Origin of the sequence: Sulfurisoma sediminicola (genome assembly GCF_003865015.1) — a bacterium.
Lineage (GTDB): Bacteria > Pseudomonadota > Gammaproteobacteria > Burkholderiales > Rhodocyclaceae > Sulfurisoma > Sulfurisoma sediminicola.
In genome coordinates this window covers 79,523-97,327 of the sequence record NZ_BHVV01000008.1, presented here as the reverse complement: position 1 = coordinate 97,327, position 17,805 = coordinate 79,523, and the positions used below count along the sequence as shown (strand labels likewise).

Annotated in this window: 15 protein-coding genes; 12 read left to right on the top strand and 3 right to left on the bottom strand. The window is 68.6% G+C overall.

Annotated elements, in window-relative coordinates; genetic code table 11:
* Window positions 1-25 precede the first annotated feature (25 nt).
* The 11 genes from EJE94_RS11990 (at window position 26) to EJE94_RS11940 (ending at window position 12,989) form a co-directional block, all read left to right on the top strand.
* Window positions 26-799 carry an ABC transporter ATP-binding protein gene (locus EJE94_RS11990; RefSeq protein WP_121241795.1) on the top strand — a complete coding sequence of 258 codons (774 nt, stop codon included), beginning with the start codon at window positions 26-28 and terminating at the stop codon, window positions 797-799.
* A 161-nt stretch (window positions 800-960) separates the two neighbouring features.
* The gene (locus EJE94_RS11985; RefSeq protein WP_121241793.1) at window positions 961-1,893 is read left to right on the top strand and encodes an MlaD family protein; all 933 of its coding nucleotides are present in this window, start codon (window positions 961-963) and stop codon (window positions 1,891-1,893) included.
* A gap of 17 nt (window positions 1,894-1,910) precedes the next feature.
* Window positions 1,911-2,489 (top strand): ABC-type transport auxiliary lipoprotein family protein, encoded by a 579-nt coding sequence (locus tag EJE94_RS11980; RefSeq protein ID WP_121241791.1) that lies wholly within the window; start codon window positions 1,911-1,913, stop codon window positions 2,487-2,489.
* 166 nt (window positions 2,490-2,655) lie between these two features.
* A complete protein-coding gene (locus tag EJE94_RS11975; protein WP_121241789.1) occupies window positions 2,656-3,405 on the top strand; it encodes an electron transfer flavoprotein subunit beta/FixA family protein in 750 nt (249 codons plus the stop codon).
* A 2-nt stretch (window positions 3,406-3,407) separates the two neighbouring features.
* Window positions 3,408-4,361, top strand: a complete 954-nt coding sequence (locus EJE94_RS11970; protein WP_121241787.1) for an electron transfer flavoprotein subunit alpha/FixB family protein — start codon at window positions 3,408-3,410, stop codon at window positions 4,359-4,361.
* The gene (locus tag EJE94_RS11965) at window positions 4,358-5,023 is read left to right on the top strand and encodes an energy-coupling factor ABC transporter permease (RefSeq protein WP_121241785.1); all 666 of its coding nucleotides are present in this window, start codon (window positions 4,358-4,360) and stop codon (window positions 5,021-5,023) included. Before EJE94_RS11970 ends, EJE94_RS11965 begins: the two co-directional genes overlap by 4 nt.
* A 30-nt stretch (window positions 5,024-5,053) precedes the next feature.
* Complete coding sequence (locus EJE94_RS11960; protein ID WP_121241782.1) at window positions 5,054-6,844, top strand: acyl-CoA dehydrogenase; 1,791 nt, start codon at window positions 5,054-5,056, stop codon at window positions 6,842-6,844.
* A gap of 12 nt (window positions 6,845-6,856) precedes the next feature.
* The gene (locus tag EJE94_RS11955) at window positions 6,857-9,637 is read left to right on the top strand and encodes an AMP-binding protein (RefSeq protein ID WP_121241780.1); all 2,781 of its coding nucleotides are present in this window, start codon (window positions 6,857-6,859) and stop codon (window positions 9,635-9,637) included.
* A gap of 56 nt (window positions 9,638-9,693) precedes the next feature.
* Complete coding sequence (ydiK, locus tag EJE94_RS11950; RefSeq protein WP_121241778.1) at window positions 9,694-10,770, top strand: AI-2E family transporter YdiK; 1,077 nt, start codon at window positions 9,694-9,696, stop codon at window positions 10,768-10,770.
* Window positions 10,771-10,911: 141 nt separating this feature from the next.
* The gene (locus tag EJE94_RS11945; protein ID WP_121241776.1) at window positions 10,912-12,282 is read left to right on the top strand and encodes a TAXI family TRAP transporter solute-binding subunit; all 1,371 of its coding nucleotides are present in this window, start codon (window positions 10,912-10,914) and stop codon (window positions 12,280-12,282) included.
* 50 nt (window positions 12,283-12,332) lie between these two features.
* Entirely contained in the window at window positions 12,333-12,989 is a 657-nt protein-coding gene (locus EJE94_RS11940) for an ankyrin repeat domain-containing protein (RefSeq protein WP_124962458.1), read from the top strand.
* A gap of 36 nt (window positions 12,990-13,025) precedes the next feature.
* On the opposite strand, the gene EJE94_RS11935 is transcribed toward EJE94_RS11940, so the two are convergent.
* From EJE94_RS11935 to EJE94_RS11925, 3 genes are read right to left on the bottom strand one after another with little or no spacing between them, the layout of a single operon-like run.
* The gene (locus tag EJE94_RS11935) at window positions 13,026-14,036 is read right to left on the bottom strand and encodes a hypothetical protein (RefSeq protein WP_121241772.1); all 1,011 of its coding nucleotides are present in this window, start codon (window positions 14,034-14,036) and stop codon (window positions 13,026-13,028) included.
* Window positions 14,037-14,068: 32 nt separating this feature from the next.
* Window positions 14,069-14,443, bottom strand: coding sequence for a hypothetical protein (locus tag EJE94_RS11930; protein WP_121241770.1), 375 nt, complete (start codon window positions 14,441-14,443; stop codon window positions 14,069-14,071).
* A gap of 23 nt (window positions 14,444-14,466) precedes the next feature.
* Window positions 14,467-15,978: an MltF family protein gene (locus EJE94_RS11925; RefSeq protein ID WP_207855952.1), complete on the bottom strand. Its 1,512-nt coding sequence runs from the start codon at window positions 15,976-15,978 to the stop codon at window positions 14,467-14,469.
* Between the two features lie 124 nt (window positions 15,979-16,102).
* On the opposite strand from EJE94_RS11925, the gene EJE94_RS11920 reads away from it, so the two are divergent.
* Window positions 16,103-17,788, top strand: a complete 1,686-nt coding sequence (locus EJE94_RS11920) for a SulP family inorganic anion transporter (RefSeq protein WP_121241766.1) — start codon at window positions 16,103-16,105, stop codon at window positions 17,786-17,788.
* Window positions 17,789-17,805: the final 17 nt, after the last annotated feature.

Below are 17,805 nucleotides of genomic sequence, written 5' to 3'. Positions count from 1 at the left end.
GCGGGGGACGGGGGGTGGGAGGCATATGAGCGTTCCCGTCATTTCCGTCCGCGATCTCCATACCCGCTTCGGCGAGGTCTGGGTGCACCAGGGCCTGAACTTCGAGGTGGCGGCCGGCGAACTGGTGGCGCTGGTCGGCGGCTCCGGCAGCGGCAAGACCACGCTGCTGCGGCAGCTGATCGGCCTGCTGACGCCGACCCGGGGGGAGATCCGGATCTTCGGCGAACCGCTGTTCGGCGGCTCTGTCTCCCGCGAACGCGCGCTGCGGCGGCGTTTCGGCGTGCTGTTCCAGCACGGCGCCCTGTTCTCGGCCTTCAGCGTCTTCGACAACATCGCCTTTCCGCTGCGCGAACTCAAGCGCTTCGACGAGGGGACCATCCACGACCTGGTGCTGCTCAAGCTCGAGATGGTCGAGCTGCTGCCGCGCCACGGCGCCCTGATGCCGGCCGAGCTGTCCGGCGGCATGGTCAAGCGCGTGGCGTTGGCGCGGGCCCTGGCGCTGGAGCCGGAATTACTGCTGCTCGACGAGCCGACCTCCGGCCTCGACCCGGACCGCTCCGACAGCTTCGTGCGCCTGACGCGGACGCTCGGCAGAGAGCTGGGGCTGACGGTGATGCTGGTGACCCACGACCTCGACACCCTCGCCGCGCTCGCCACCCGCGTCGCCGTGCTGGCCGAACATCGCATCCTTGCTTATGATTCGATCGACAAGGTGATCCGCGTCGATCATCCCTTCATTCGCAACTTCTTCCTGTCGGAGCGCAGCAGCCGCGCGCTGCAGAACGCCCAACACCGTTAACGCTGATGGTCCGTGAAAACCACCCGCCGATGATGAAACACGCGAAAAGCGGCAAGACGTCCCGCCCCCTCCCGCCCTCCCCCTCGCAGGGGAGGCGACTATCCAGTTCGCTGCGCGAGAGGATGGACCCGGCGCCAAATAACGTTGGTTCACGTTAATCAATGGAAAACCGCGCTCACGCCCTCGCCGCCGGCATCTTCGTCCTGCTGCTGGGTCTCGCCTCGGCGCTGGGGCTGTGGTGGCTCGGCGGGCTGCGCGCCGAGAAGGCCGATTTCTACCTGATCGAGACCGCCCGCGACGTCACCGGCCTCAACCTCCAGGCCCAGGTGCGTTACCGCGGCATCCGCGCCGGCAAGGTCGAGAGCATCGATGCCGACGCCAAGGACCGGCGGCTGATCCTCATCCGCATCAGCCTCGACCGCAAGTATCCGGTCACGACGAAGACCGTCGCCCGCATGGGCTACCAGGGGCTGACAGGACTGGCCTACATCCAACTCGAGGATGACGGCAGCAGCGAGGAGCGGCTCGAGGCCAAGGGCGGCGAGCTGCCGCGCATCGGCATGAAGGCCTCGCTGTTCGAGTCGCTCACCGAGAGGGGCGGCGACATCGCCAGCCAGCTGTCGGAGGTGGCGAAGCGCATGTCGGCCTTGATGAACGAGAAGAACATGCAGAACCTGTCGCGCACGGTCGAGAACGTCGCGACGGCGTCCGAGGGGCTCAAGGAACTGCCCAAGGTGATCGCGGCGATGCGCGAGATGCTCTCCGACGCCAACATCAAGCGCATGAACGCGCTGCTGGCGCACCTCGAAAAGGCCGCCGGCGAGGCGGCGCCGCTGACCGCCGAAGTGCGTGAGATGGTGAAGACGATGACGGCGCTGTCGCAGCGGCTCGACCAGGTCGCCGGCGAGGCCGGGGCCGATACCCTGCCGCGGGTCAATGCCCTGCTGCGCGACCTGCAGACCAGCTCGCGGCAGATGACGCGGATCCTCGAAATGGTCGACGATTCGCCGCAGGCCTTCATTTTCGGGCGCGGCCCGGCCGCGCCGGGTCCGGGCGAGCCGGGCTTCGGGGCGGCCGCCACGGCCCCGCGCTGAAACGGGAGCAGACGACGATGCGCATCCTTCTTTCCCTCCTGGCGGCGCTGGCCATGGCCGGCTGCGTGCCCAACAACGTGCGCCAGAACGAGGCGGCCGTGTTCGACTTCGGCACGGCGGCGGCAGGGTGGGCGGCGCCGGCGCTGCAGCGCATCGATGTCGCCGCGCCGTCCTGGCTCGGCACCCCGGCCATGCAGTATCGCCTCGCCTACGACGACGGTGCGCGCCGCCGCACCTACACCGACAGCCGCTGGGCCGCACCGCCGGCGGAGCTGCTCGAACAGGCCTTGCGCCGGCGCGCGGTGGCCGCGGGCGGCGAGGCGGCGCTGCCCTGCCGCCTGCGCCTCGAGCTCGATGAGCTGGTGCAGACCTTCGATACACCCCAGGCAAGTCGCCTGGGGCTCGCGGCAAGGGCCAGGCTGATGTGCCACGGCGAGCAGACGCTGGCGGCACGCAGCTTCGCCGTCGAGCATCCGGCCGGCAGCGATGCCCGCGGCGGCGTCGCCGCGGCGGCGGCCGCGGTGCAGGAACTGGGCAAGCAGCTCGCGGCGTGGGTCGCCGCGGAAAAGTCGGCGGTGGCGGCACGCCGCGATTGACGTGCAACAACGAAAATTTGTCCTCGCGCCATCCATCGAGCGTAGCGAGCAAATCAGTCGCCTCCCCGCGAGGGGAGGATGGGAGGGGTGGGCGTTTGTTGCTTGTGCGTGTTTCATGCACGGGGGTGGCGCCAGCGACCATAAAAGTTAGATGGACTCTCATGAAATGAAGATACTGGTGCCCGTCAAGCGGGTGATCGACTACAACGTCAGGGTGCGCGTCAAGGCCGACGGCTCCGGCGTCGATCTGGCCAACGTCAAGATGGCGATGAACCCCTTCGACGAGATCGCGGTCGAGGAGGCGCTGCGCCTCAGGGAAGCCGGCATCGCCAGCGAGGTCGTGGCGCTGAGCGCGGGCACGGCGGCCTGCCAGGAGACGCTGCGCACGGCGATGGCGCTCGGTGCCGACCGCGCCATCCTGGTCGAGACGGAGGCCGAACTGCAGCCGCTGGCCGTGGCCAGGCTGCTCCACGCGATCGTGGCGCGGGAAGCGCCGCAGCTGGTGATCCTCGGCAAGCAGGCGATCGACGACGACGCCAACCAGACCGGCCAGATGCTGGCCGCGCTGCTCGGCTGGCCGCAGGCGACCTTCGCCTCGAAACTGCTCGTCGCCAACGGCCGCGCCACGGTGACGCGCGAGATCGACGGCGGCGTCGAGACGCTCGAGATGCCGCTGCCGGCCGTGGTGACCACCGACCTGCGCCTCAACGAGCCGCGCTACGCCACGCTGCCCAACATCATGAAGGCGAAGAAGAAGCCGCTCGAGGTGTTCAAGCCCGCCGACCTCGCCGTCGACGTGGCGCCGCGGCTGCAGACCCTCGGGGTCGCCGAGCCGCCGCCGCGCCATGCCGGCATCCGCGTCGCCGACGTCGCCGAACTGGTGGCGAAGCTGAAGAACGAAGCGAAGGTGATCTGACCATGCCCATACTGGTCATCGCCGAACACGACAACGCCGGCCTCAAGGCGGCGACGCTCCCGGCCGTCACCGCCGCCGCCAGGATCGGCGCTCATTCGGGTGCGGAGATTCATGTCCTCGTCGCCGGCAGCGCCTGCACAGGCGCGGCGCAGGCCGCGGCCGCAATCGCCGGCGTGGCGAAAGTGCTGGTCGCCGATGCGCCGCACTACGCCGAACAGACCGCCGAGAACGAGGCGGCGCTGGCGGTGCAGCTCGCGCAGGGTGACGGCGCTTATACCCACATCCTCGCGGCGGCCACGACCCATGGCAGGAACATGCTGCCGCGGGTGGCTGCGCTGTGCGACGTCGCGCAGATTTCCGACATCGTCGCGGTCGAATCGCCCGACATCTTCGTACGGCCGATCTACGCCGGCAACGCCCTGGCCACGGTGAAATCGACCGACGTGCTGAAAGTCATCACCGTCCGTACCACCGCCTTCGATGCGGCAGGGCAGGGTGGGGCTGCGGCCGTCGAAGCCATCGCCCCAGGTCCCGATCTGGGCTTGTCCAGGCTGGTCGGCCGTGAGTTGACCGTGTCCGCGCGCCCGGAACTCGCGGCGGCCAGGGTGATCGTCGCCGGTGGCCGCGGGCTCGCCTCGTCCGAGAATTACCACCGGTTGCTCGAGCCGCTGGCCGACAGGCTCGGCGCCGCGCTGGGCGCCTCGCGTGCCGCGGTCGATGCCGGCTTCGTCCCCAACGACTGCCAGGTCGGCCAGACCGGCAAGATCGTCGCGCCGCAGCTCTACATCGCCATCGGCATCTCGGGTGCGATCCAGCATCTGGCCGGCATGCGGGACTCGCAGGTGATCGTCGCGATCAACCGCGACGCCGAGGCGCCGATCTTCCAGGTGGCCGATTACGGCCTCGTCGGCGACCTTTTCAAGCTCGTGCCCGAACTGACCGAGGCGCTCGGATGAACTTCCCCTCCGGACTCTTCGGCGACGCATGGGCCTGGGCGGCTTGGCTGCCGCTGGCGGGCATCTGGCTCTGGTGCCTGCGCACGGGGCCGTGGCGGCGGCTGCGCGAGGACGGCCAGTTCAATATCTGGCTCGGCGCCGTCGTCGTGCTGATGCTGATGTGGAGCCTGAAGGCGGGGGTGCAGCCGGGCCTCAACCTGCACCTGCTCGGCGTCACCACCGTGACGCTGATGTTCGGCCGCCAGTTGGCGGTCGTCGCGCTTTCGCTGGCGCTGGCCGCAGTCACCCTCAACGGCGGCGCCGGCTGGCAGGCCTATGCCCTCAACGCGCTGGTCATGGCGGTGCTGCCGGGGTTCCTCGCCTTCGCCATCCTGCGCCTGACCGAGCGCTGGCTGCCGGCGAACTTCTTCATCTACGTCTTCGTCGCCGGATTCTTCGGCGCCGCGGTGACTGCGGTGGCGACCGGCTTGGCCGGCACGGCCCTGCTGGCGGCGGCGGGCGTCTATCCCTTCGAGACGCTGCTCGCCGAGTATTTTCCCTATTTCCTGCTGCTGGGCTTTTCCGAGGCCTGGCTCAACGGCGCAGCGCTGACGCTGATGGTGGTGTATTTCCCGCACTGGGTCGGCACCTTCGACGACCGCCGCTACCTCTGGAACAAGTGAGCAGAGGGCGCGAGGCGGCGGTACCGGGACATGGCTGAATATCTCGCCCCGCTGCGGGACATGGCTTTCGTCCTGCACGAAATCGCCGGCCTCGGGCGCGTCGCGCAGCTGCCCGGTTGCGAGGAGGCGAGCGCGGACGTGGTCGAGGCGATCCTCGCCGAGGCCGCGCGCTTCGCCGGCGCTGTGCTGTCTCCGCTCAACCGCGTCGGCGACCGCGCTGGCACGCGGTGCCACGACGGTGTGGTGACCATGCCACCCGGATTCGGGGAAGCGTACCGGCAGTTCATCGACGGCGGCTGGAACGGCCTTGGCTGCGATCCGGCCCATGGGGGCCAGGGCCTGCCCGGCCTGGTGTCGGCGGCCGTGCAGGAGATGTGGAAGTCGGCCAACATGGCCTTCTCGCTCTGCTCGATGCTGACGCTCGGCGCGGCCGAGGCGCTGGAGCGCTTCGGTTCGGCGGAACAGAAGGCGATGTTTCTGCCGAAGCTGGTGGCCGGCAGCTGGACCGGCACCATGAACATCACCGAGCCGCAGGCCGGCTCCGACCTCGGCGCCATCCGCTGCCGCGCCGAGCCACGGGTCGACGGCAGCTACAAGCTGTTCGGCCAGAAGATCTTCATCAGCTACGGCGAGCACGACCTGGCGGAGAACATCATCCACCTCGTGCTGGCCCGCCTGCCCGGGGCGCCCGAAGGCGTGAAGGGCCTCTCGCTGCTCCTCGTGCCGAAGTTCCTCGTCGAGGCCGACGGCACGCTCGGCCCGCGAAACGACCTGCGCTGCGTCTCGATCGAGCACAAGCTCGGCATCCACGCCAGCCCGACGGCGGTGATGAGCTTCGGCGACGACGGCGGCGCGACGGGCCATCTCGTCGGCCCGGCCAACGCCGGCCTCGAGGCCATGTTCGTGATGATGAACGCGGCGCGCTTCGCCGTCGGCCTCGAAGGCCTGGGGCTGTCGGAGCGGGCCTACCAGCAGGCGCTGGCTCATGCGAAGGAGCGGGTGCAGGGGCGGGAGATCGGGGGGGCCGCTACCGCCGTGCCCATCGTGCGCCACCCCGACGTGCGGCGCATGCTGATGTCGATGAAGTCGCGCGTCGAGGCGATGCGCGCGCTGGCCTACTTCGTCGCCGCGGCGCAGGATGTCGCGACGCGCCATCCCGATGCGGCCGAGCGGCAGCGCAACCAGGCTTGCGTCGACCTCATGGTGCCGGTGGTCAAGGGCTGGTTCACGGAGAACGCCGTCGACATCGCGTCGCTCGGCATGCAGGTGCACGGCGGCATGGGCTACATCGAGGAGACCGGTGCGGCGCAGCACCTGCGCGATGCCCGCATCACCACGATCTACGAGGGCACCACCGGCATCCAGGCCAGCGACCTGCTCTGGCGCAAGATCCACCGCGACGGCGGCGCCGCACTCGGGGCGGCCTGCGCGCGGATGCGCCAGACGCTGGCCGAACTCGAACAGTCGGCGGGCGCGGATTTCGCCGCCATCCATGCCGCGTTCGCGCACGGCGTGGCCGCCCTCGAGGAAGCCGCCGCCTTCGTCGTCGCCCACGCGACGCAGGATAGCCGCGGCGTCGCGGTCGGCGCAGTACCGCTGCTCAATCTCATGGGCATCGTCAGCGGCGGCTGGATGATGGCGCGCTCGGCGCTGGCCGCGCGAAGGAAGAGCGATGCCGGCAATGCCGATTCCTTCCTCGAGGGCAAGATCGTCACCGCACGCTTCTATGCCGATCACGTGCTCGCCGCAGCGCCGGGGCTGGCCTGGACGGTCACCCGGGGCAGCCCCGGCGCGTTGGCTCTCGGCGAGGAACAGTTTTGACCACGTCCGCCCATGAGCGTTGACGAGCGGCTGCTGCGCCTGATCGACGCGCTCTGTCGCGAGTTGGGGCCCGGACGTCCGCCGGCCCGGCTCGACAGCCACCTCGAGCGTGCGCTGGGACTGGACAGCCTCGCCCGCGCCGAGCTGCTGCTGCGCTGCGAGGCCGAGTTCGGGCTGCGGCTGCCGCAACGGCTGCTCGGCGAGGCCGAGACGCCGCGCGATTTCTTCCTCGCCATCGAGGAGGCCGAAGGCCGGGGAGGGCGCGAGCAGGAGCCGGCAATGCCGACGTCCGCGCAGCCCGTTGCCGCGGCGACGGCCGCAACGACGGAGCCCGCGCCCGACGACCTCGATACCCTCGGCGAGGTGTTCGCCTGGCATGCGGCGCGGCAGCCGGACTTCGCGCACATCGTGCATCTCGACGACGAAGGCAAGGCCGAGGCGCTGTCCTTCGGGCGCCTCTGGCGCGAGGCGCGCGCGGTGGCGGCCGGCCTGCAGGCGCGGGAGATCGCGCCCGGCGACGCGGTGGCGCTGATGCTGCCGACCTGTCCGGCCTTCTTCCCCTGCTTCCTCGGCATCCTGCTCGCCGGCGCGGTGCCGGTGCCGATCTATCCGCCGGCGCGGCCGTCGCAGATCGAGGACCACCTGCGCCGCCACGCCACCATCCTCGCCAACGCCGGCGCACGGCTGCTGATCGCCACCGCCGAGGTCGCGCTGCCGGCGAGCCTGCTGCGCGGCCGCGTCGAGTCGCTGCGCGGCACGGTGCTCGCCGACGAGCTCATCGCCGCCGCCAGCGAGTTCGTGCCGGTGCCGGCGCGCGCCGATCAGCTCGCGCTGCTGCAGTACACCTCGGGCAGCACCGGCAACCCCAAGGGCGTGATGCTGAGCCACGGCCAGCTGCTCGCTAACATCCGCGCCATGGCGCGCGCCGCGCGCATCGAGCGCGACGACGTCTTCGTCAGCTGGCTGCCGCTCTACCACGACATGGGGCTTATCTGCGCCTGGCTGTCGAGCCTGGTCTACGCGATTCCCTTCGTCGTCATGTCGCCGCTGTCCTTCCTCGCCGCGCCCGAGCGCTGGCTGCGGGCGATCCACGACTACCGCGGCACGTTCTCGGGCGCGCCCAACTTCGCCTACGAGCTGTGCCTGCGCCGCATTGCGCCCGAGCGTCTGGCCGGGCTCGACCTGTCGTCGTGGCGCATCGCCTTCAACGGCGCCGAGCCGGTCAATGCCGACACCATGGCGCGCTTCATCGAGCGCTTCGCGCCCTGCGGCCTGCGGCCCGAGGCCGTCGCCCCGGTCTATGGATTGGCCGAGTGTGCGGTCGGCCTGGCGTTCACGAAGGACCGCGGGCTGGTGGTCGATCGCATCGAGCGCGAGAGCTTCGTCGCCCACGGTATCGCGGTTCCCGCCCCGGCGGCGAGCGATGCGCTGCGCTTCGTCGCCTGCGGCCGCCCCTTGCCCGGCTACGAGATCCGCGTCGTCGATGGGGCCGGCGCCGAACTGCCGGAGCGGCGCGAGGGGCGCCTGCAGTTTCGCGGACCGTCGGCCACGGCCGGCTATTTCCGCAATCCCGCCGCCACCGCCGAGCTGATCCGCGGCGACTGGCTCGACTCCGGCGACTACGCCTACCTCGCCGGCGGCGAGGTCTACCCGACCGGGCGCGCCAAGGACATCATCATCAAGGGCGGGCGCAACGTCTATCCGCAGGAAGTCGAGGAAGCGGTCGGCCGCGTGCCGGGCATCCGCGCCGGCTGCGTCGCCGTCTTCGGCAGCCCCGATCCGGCGAGCGGCACCGAGCGGCTGGTGGTCGCGGCCGAGGCCAGGGCGCCGGACGACGCGCTGCGCCTAGCCGTGCAGGAGGCCGTGGTCGGCGTGCTTGGCATGCCCGCCGACGACGTGGTGCTGTCGGCGCAGCGCATCGTGCTCAAGACCTCGAGCGGCAAGATCCGCCGCGCCGCAAGCCGCGAGCTTTACGAGGGCGGCGGCGGCGTCACCGCGCCGCGCGCGGTCTGGTGGCAGGTGACGCGGCTCCTCGCCGGCGGCCTGCTGCCGCAACTTAGGCGCGGCATGCGCGCGGCGGCGGGCTGGCTGCACGGCCTCTGGGCGGCGGGCAGCTTCCTGCTGCTCGCCGTCGTGGTCTGGCTGGTCGTCGCAGTCGTCCCGCGGCCGAGGCACTCATGGCGCTTCTGCCACGCGGCGGCCCGGATCTGGCTGCGCCTCGCCGGCATCCGGCTCGAGGTGAGCGGGCTGGAGAATCTGCCGCGGGACGGCACCCACGTGCTGGTCGTCAACCACGCCAGCTATCTCGACGGCATCGCCTTCGTCGCCGCGCTGCCCTTCGGCGGCTGGCGCTTCGTGGCCAAGCGCGAGCTGGCCGGTGGCTTCGTGCCGCGGATTTTCCTGCAGCGCCTCGGCGTGGAGTTCGTCGAGCGTTTCGACTTCGCGCAGGGCGTGGCCGACACGGAGCGCCTGGTCGAAGCCGTGGTCGCCGGCCATTCGCTCGCGGTGTTTCCCGAGGGCACCTTCACGCGCGTGCCCGGCCTGCGCCCCTTCCGCATGGGGGCCTTCGTCGTGGCGGCGAAGACCGCGACGCCGGTGGTGCCCGTCGCGCTTTCCGGCACCCGCGACGTGCTGCGCGAAGGCCACTGGCTACCGCGGCGCGGGCGACTGCGGGTAACGGTCGGCGAGTCGCTCGTGCCCGACGGCAGCGACTGGAACGCGGCGGTCCGGCTGCGCGATGGCGCACGCTCCGCCATCCTGAAGGGTGTCGGCGAGCCCGACCTGCAGGCTTGAGGAGGCGGCCGCTATAATCGCCGCGCTCAATCCCCTCATTTCCGGACCGCGCGACCATGCAGCCACACCAGCGTGACCTCGCCCAGATCACCCTGGGCGTCCTGTTCATCGGCGGACTGATCGCTGCCACGTTCTGGATCCTGCGCCCCTTCATCCCGGCGGTGATCTGGGCGACGACGGTGGTGGTCGCGACCTGGCCGGTGATGCTCCGGGTCCAGCGACGGCTTTGGAACATCCGGGCGCTCGCAGTGGCCGTGATGACGCTGCTGCTGCTGGCGATGCTGATCGTGCCACTGTTCCTTGCCATCGTCACCATCGCCGACAATCGTGAGGTCATCTCCGGCTGGGGCAGGTGGCTGATGGAAGCGAAGGTGCCGCCGCCGCCCGACTGGGTAGCAGGTCTGCCGCTGGTTGGCGAGAGGCTGCAGCAGCTCTGGGAGGGGCATGTTGCCGCAGGCATCCAGGATTTCGCCGCGCGGCTCACTCCCTATGCGGACGACGTCAAAAAATGGTTCCTCGCCGAAGTCGGGACGGTCGGCATGATTTTCGTGCAATTGCTGCTCACCGTCCTCATCGCCGCCCTCATGTACGCCGGCGGCGAATCCGCCGCGGCCTGGCTGACCCTCTTCGGCCGGCGCCTGGCCGGACAACGCGGCGAGAACATGGTCGTTCTGGCCGGCCAGGCCATCCGCGGCGTGGCCATGGGCGTGGTGGTCACCGCGCTGGTCCAGGCGGTGCTCGGCGGCATCGGGCTGGCCATCGCCGGCGTGCCGATGGCGGCGGTGTTGACTGCCCTGATGTTCATGCTCTGCATCGCCCAGCTCGGACCGATCCTGGTGTTGGCGCCGGCGGTCGTGTGGCTGTACTGGAGTGGCGAAAATGGCTGGGGCACCTTCCTGCTGGTGTGGACGCTGGTCGTCGGCACCCTCGACAACGTGCTGCGTCCCTACCTCATCAAGAAGGGCGCCGACCTGCCGCTGCTGCTGATCTTCGCCGGGGTCATCGGCGGCATGATCACCCTCGGCCTCGTCGGCATCTTCGTCGGCCCGGTCGTGCTCGCCGTGACCTACACCCTGATCGACGAGTGGGTCGAAGGCAGCGGATCCGGTGCCGTCACCGCGTCCCGGAAGTAGCGCATGGCATTCCGCATCGCGCCCCGCGTGGCGTGCCACGCAGAAAAATCTAGGGTGCCCGAAGCGCGCAGCTGACGTTCGGCCGGCGTCCGGAACTCCTGAGTCGATGGTGGAATCTTTCAAGTGCGATTGGGGATATCGATGACGTCTCCGAAAATCTACCTGACCCGGACCCTGGCGCGGCTCATTGCGTTCTTCGGGCGGGGACTGGTGATCTCCGTCGGCTCGATCGTCGCAGTCTGTCTTGCGATCAGCATCGCGGCGTTCCTGTTCCTCAACACGGCGGCACCACGTTCGCTCACCATCACCAGCGGGCCGGCGGGAAGCACCTTCCAGCGCAACGCCGAGAAGTACCAGAAGATCCTCGCGCGCGATGGCGTGACGCTCAAGATTCTCCCCTCGGATGGCTCGTCGGAGAATCTGAAGCGTCTGGCCGATGCGAAGGCCGACGTCGATATCGGTTTCGTGCTCGGGGGCGAGGCCGGGAGCAAGCCGCCCGAAAACCTCATGTCCCTCGGCAGCGTTTCCTATCAGCCGCTGATGGTGTTCTACCGGGGCGAGAAGCGCGATCTGCTTTCCCGGTTCAAGGGCCAGCGGCTGAATGTCGGCCCTGCGGGCAGCGGCACCCACGCCCTGGCGCTGGCGCTGCTCAAGGCGAACGGCATCACGCCGGGGCAGGACACGGTTCTGGACGAGACCGATCTCGAGGACCCCGGCAAGGAACTGGTCGAGGGCCGCATCGACGTCGTGTTCCTGATGGGAGATTCCACCGCGTCGAGCGTGATACGCAAACTGATGCGCGATGGCAACGTGCATCTCTTCAGCTTCGTCCAGGCCGACGCCTATGTTCGCCGCATCAACATCCTCAACAAGCTGCACCTGCCCCGGGGATCCCTGGATTTGGGAATCGACCTCCCGCCCGAAGACATCTACCTGGTCGGCCCGACGGTACAACTGCTCGCCCGCGACTCGCTGCATCCGGCGCTGTCCGACCTGCTGCTCGAGGCTGCGCGCGAAGTGCATGGGTCGTCCAGCATTTTTCGCAAGCACGGCGAGTTTCCGTCACCGAAGGAGGGCGAATTCCGCATCAGCCCCGATGCCAGCCGCTATTACTCGACGGGCAAGGGCTTTCTCTATCGGACCTTCCCCTTCTGGCTGGCGAGCCTGATTGCCCGAACGCTCGCTTTCATGGTCCCGATCGTTATTCTTCTCGTGCCCGCGCTGAAGTTCGCTCCCATGATCTACCGCTGGCGCATCGAGTCGCGAATCTATCGCTGGTATCAGGCGCTCTTCGAGCTCGAGCGCGAGGGCTTCAAGCCGTCCGTGGATGAGGCGCGCCGCAAGGAGTTGCTGCAGCAGCTCGACCACATCGAAGCCGCCGTCAACCGCATCGTCATTCCTGCGTCCTTCGGTGATCTCTTCTACGGCTTGCGTGGCCATATCGGCTTCGTACGGCAGAACCTGACATCGGCAGACTGGCATCGCCACGTACCGGCCGCCGAATCGTCCTAGGCCGCAGTGCCCGGTTCGCGTGCGCGCGCTGCCGGCAAGGCCATCCCCGAATGGGATACCATGAGCTTCATGAAAATAGAAACACCCCCCCGGCCATCACGCTTTTAGCCATTTGGGCCTGCGCCATGCTCTCGGCATGCGGCGAAAGCGCGCCGCCCGCTTCGGTGGCGCCGGCCAACAGCCCGGCGAGAGATATCGCCTATGTCTTCTCTGCCAAAGGCCTGGATGAAAAGGATGCCAGGCTCATCGCCGCCGCGGGACGAGGTGATGTTGCCGCGCTGGTCGGCGCCATCGAAGCAGGTGCCAACGTCGACGCGGCGGACAGGCTCAAGCGCACCGCGGTCTTCGTCGCCGCATTTACCGATAGTGCGGCGGTCATCAAGGAACTCTCGAAGAGGGGTGCGCGTATCGACGTCAAGGACGCCTTGGGCATGTCACCGGTGCATGCGGCGGTGGCGACGGGTTCGAAGGATGCACTCCTCGCGCTGATCGACTTGCGCGCGGACGTCAACGTCAAGGATGTGTCCGGGCGCACGCCGCTCCATATTGCGGCCGCGACCAATCAGGGGTCCCTTGTGGAACTTCTTCTGGCGCGCGGCGCCAATCCGAAATTGCCGGACAAGAACGGAATTACGGCCGCGGCCCTGGCCCGCGATCGCGGACACAAGACGCTCGCCGAGCTTATTCAGAATCGAACACGTACCTGATGGCGCAAGTCCGGCCGGTGCGGGGCAACCCCGGGTCTAGAGAAAGCGCTGTGCTTCACGCAGCATGTCGGGCGGCGGCGGCAGGTCGCCGCGCTCGATGCTGACCAGCCGCACGACGAGGCTCTGGCCGACGGCATTGCGCAGCACGCTGAGTCCGATTTCGGGCGCCATCGGCCCCGGCTGCGCCTGCTTGATGCCCTGGCGATCAATGCATAGCGTCGCCTTCTCGCTGCGGAAATGTTCCTCCGCACGCGTCAGCGTGTCGACCAGGATGTCGAGGTGGGCCTGCAGCTGGCCGCTGCCGAGCGAGGCGAGTTGGCCGTCGATCTCGGCGATGCGCTGCTGCACCGCCTCGGGGTCGGTCGCTTCGCCGGCGTCGTCGCCGCTGTCGAAGCCCCAATGCCCGCCTGCCAAAGCCTTCACCTTCAGCCGCAGCAGATCTCGCTCGCGCTGGAGTTCGCGGCGCTCGCCGTGCGTCTCTGCGATGCGGCCGAGCGCGAGGCTGAGCAGGTGGTCGCCGGCGCGGCGCATCAGCATCCGGCGCGTTTCCTGTTCGTCGGCCGTGGGATCGGCGAAGCGGTGCTTGCCGAAGCTGACCGTGACCTGGGCGACGTCGTGGCGCAGCTGGTCGCCTTCGAGCGCGACGCCAAACACGTTGCGCTCGTTCAGGGTCATCAGCAGCAGAGCGACGACACGGTCAGCGAGGGGCGCGCCGGAGGACGCCTGCCACTGGCGCATCTCCGCGTCGCGCGCCAGGATATGGTTCATGTCTTCGACCGAGGCGAAGAAGTCGCTGACCTCGGCATTGCTGCCGAAGGCGCTGCGGTTCAGCACGAGCGGCGGCGCCAGGCCGTCGACGATGGCGACGATGTGGTCGAGGGCGTGGATGATCGCGGGGCGGAGGCTCTTGCGATAACCGGACACGGCGCGCATGCGGGCATCGGTGGCGTCCACCGCGCGTTCCGTGGCGCGCTCAATCAGGTCTTCAGAATACTTGCCGTGGGCCTCGGCGCTCGTGCCGAATATCGACTGGAACAGCTTGAACATGGACCGTACCTCCGGTGGGTGATGCTGCCTGGCTAGCCGCTGCGGCCGCGCTTGCGCAATTCGTAGTAGACGAGGAACAACAACGCGATCGGCCCGACGAAACCGACGAGGAAGGGCAGCAGGTCGACCAGGCGCTGCAAGATGCCGGTGTCTGCGGTGATGGCGCGCCAGACCATTATCGCCGTCGGCACGATGGTGAACAGCAGTGTCGGCAGCAGGAACCAGAAGGAACTGCGGCCGCCGGTTCTTGCCAGACGAGCCGACAGCAGCGATACCGCGGCCACCGCCACGGCGGACACGGCACCCCATGCCGCGCCGAACGCGGCGGCGATCAGGTTGCCGATGTGGAAGACCAGCAGCATCGCGATGACCGCGGCGATCAGGTAGCGGAGGGTGCGGTCCGACATGGGCGGTTCCCGGCTGACGCGCGCTACTTGCCGGCGGCCTTGAGCTTGGCCGCGGCCTGGTCATGCTCCGTCCGCGCTTCCTGGACCAGCTTGTAGGCGATGTAGTACTTGTAGATGTTGCCGACGTAGGTCACGGTCTCGGCACCGATCTTCTCGGCGGCGACGTACTCGACATTGTGGAACCAGACGTTGGGATCGAAGCCGCGTCGCGCCGCTTCCTGCCGCAGCTGGCGCACGCGCGCCGGCCCGGCGTTGTAGGAGGCGAAGGCGAACAGCATCTTGTCGACCTGGGTCATCGGTTCCTTGTCGTAGTACCTGTCGATCATCAGCCGGGTGTACTTGATGCCGGCATGGATGTTCGCCTCGAGTTCGCGGACGTCGCCGACGCCGAGTTCCCTGCCGGTTGCCGGCATCACCTGCATCACGCCGATCGCCCCGACCTTGCTGCGGGCGCTGTGGTCGAGCTGCGATTCCTGATAGCCCTGTGCGGCCATCAGCAGCCAGTCCAGGCTGTAGCGTTGCGCATAGCTCTGGAAGTACTGCACCAGGGCGAGGAATTTCTTGCGCTCGGTCTCCGAGGTCGCGTCCTTCACGTACTTCGCGTCCTTCAGGTAGCGATTGAGGAGGGTGTTGCCGGTCGTGGTTCCCTTGCCGTGGCGGACGAGGAAGTCGTCGAGCGCGGCCTTGAGCCGGGGGCTGCCCTTGCGGATCGCCCAGGCGATGCTGCCGCCGCTGCGCACCGTGACGGTGTCGTGCACGGTGACGCGGGGGAAGACCATCTTCCAGAAGTCGGCGATGTGCTTGTCGACGATGGTGAGCGGGATCAGCCCGGCGCCCACCATTTCGATCAGATCCTCGTTGCCGAGCGTCTCCGGCACTTCCTTGATCTGCACCGCAGGCAGCTTCTTCGCGGCGAGGTCGCGGTTGAGTGCGACGAGGCTCTCGTAGTAGCTGGAGGACTTGCGTACGAAGACCTGCTTGCCGGCCAGGTCCTGCACGCTCGCCACCGCGGGCGAGGCCGGGCCGGATACCACGACCTCGCTGACGTCCGGATAGACCGGTGCCGAGAAGTCGACCAGCTTCTGCCGCTCCGGCGTGACGGTGAGGTTCGCCGCCGCGATGTCGCCCTTGCCGGCGGCCAGCGCCGGCAACAACTGGTCGCGCGAGACCGGAATGAACAGCACGCGGACCTTGAGATGCTTCTGCTTGCGCGCCTTCGCCAACTGCTTGTTCAGGTCGTCCTCGAACAGGCGGAAGGCATCGTAGGTCAGACCGCGCTGTATGCCCTTGTCGATGAAGTAGTGGGTCTTGTTGTAGCTGGTCAGCACGCGTATGGTTTGCCGCTCGATCATCTTGTCGAGATCGCCCTCGAGCGGCTTTATTCCCTTCTTCACGTCGAAGGTCATCTGCGCGGGCGGTGGCGGCGTCGCTTCCGCGGCGGCCAGGGCAGGGGCGGCCACGAGGGCGCAAGTCAGCGCGGCGACGGCGCACAGTGCGGACGAGCGAGGCGGACGCAGCATCGATGGAGGCGACATTTTCTATCCTTTCCGAAATTCGATTCTACTTGACCGGTCCCGCCATCCCGCATCGTGTGTCACCCGGCCTTCGTGCTTTAATCAGATGGCTTCGCCACGAGGGTGACGCCACAACGGAGGCGCAATGAACGAGAACTCCGAAAGACCGCAGCAGCGGCTGCGCGGGGGCTGGAACGCCGACCTGCTGCCGGGCCTCACGACGGCCGCCGTGGTCGTGCCGAAGGCGCTGGCCTATGCGACGATCGCCCAGCTGCCGGTGCAGGCCGGCCTGTTCGCCGCGCTGGTGCCGATGGTCGTCTATGCCGTGCTGGGCACCTCGCGCCTGTTGAGCGTCAGCACCACGACGCCGATCGCCATCCTCTGCGCGACGGCGATCGGCGAGGCGCTGCGGGCGGATCCGGGCCTCGACCCGCTCACCGCGGCGGCGACGCTCTCGGTGCTCGTCGGCCTCATGCTGATGGGGGCGCGGGTTCTGAAGCTCGGCTTCCTCGCCAATTTCATCTCGGAGCCGGTGCTCACGGGCTTCAAGGCGGGCGTCGGCTTCGTCATCGTCGTCGACCAACTGCCCAAGCTGCTCGGCATCCATATTCACAAGGAAGGCTTCTTCCGCGACGTGGCGAGCATCGTCGGACATGTGCCCGAACTGTCCTGGCCCACGCTCGCGGTCGCCCTGGGCACCTTGGCCGTGATCGGCCTGGCCCATCGCTTCCTGCCCAGATCGCCCGCGCCCCTGCTGGCCGTGGCGGCGGGCATCACGGTATCGGCCGTCGTCGGGCTCGAGGCGGCGGGGGTGAGCGTGGTCGGCGCGATCCAGGGTGGCCTGCCGGTACCGCAGCTGCCGCAACCGTCGCTGTTCGAGGCCATGTGGCCGGCGGCGGCGGGCATCGCGTTGATTTCGTTCACCGAATCGATCGCGGCCGCGCGCGCCTTCGTGCGGCCCGAGGACCCGCCGATCGACGCCAACCGCGAATTGCTCGCGCTGGGTGCCGCCAATGTCGCGGGTGCCTTCATCGGCTCCATGCCGGCCGGCGGCGGGACGTCGCAGACGGCCGTCAATCTCAATGCCGGGGCGCAGACGCAGGCGTCGTCGCTGGTGGTGGCGGCGGCGGCCTTCGCCACCCTGCTGTTCCTTGCGCCGGTTCTGGCGCTGATGCCCCACGCGACCCTGGCGGCCGTTGTCGTCGCCTATTCCATCGGCCTCATCGCGCCGGCGGAGTTCGAGGCGATCCGCAAGGTGCGCACCATGGAATTCCACTGGGCGCTGTACGCCTGCCTTGGCGTCATGATGCTCGGTACCCTTAAGGGCATTCTGGTCGCCATCGTGCTTTCGCTCGTTGGCCTGATGAGCATGGCGAACAACCCGCGCGTCAGCGAGATTCGCCGCAAGCCGGGGACCAACGTGTTCAGGCCGATCGCGCCCGAGCATGCAGGGGACGAGGAGATATCGGACATGCTGATCGTTCGACCGGAGGGGCGTATCTACTTCGGCAACGCCGCGGTCGTCGTCGCCAAGGTTTCCGAACTGGCGCGTGTCCGGCCGCCGCAAGTTCTCCTGTTCGATTGCGCGGCGATGCCGGGGCTCGAATACACCTCGCTGAAGATGCTGGTCGAAAGCGAGGAGCGCCTGCGCCGGCAGAACGTGGAACTCTGGCTGGCCGCGCTCAATCCGGAGGTGCTCGATCTGGTGCGGCGCACGCCGCTGGCCGAGCGGCTCGGGCGCGAACGGATGTTCTTCACCGTCGAGCAGGCGGTGGCGGCGTTCGAGGCACGCGCGAGCGGGGCGAACCAGCCTGGCGTCGGCCTTTCGTAAGAGACGCGAGGCTATAA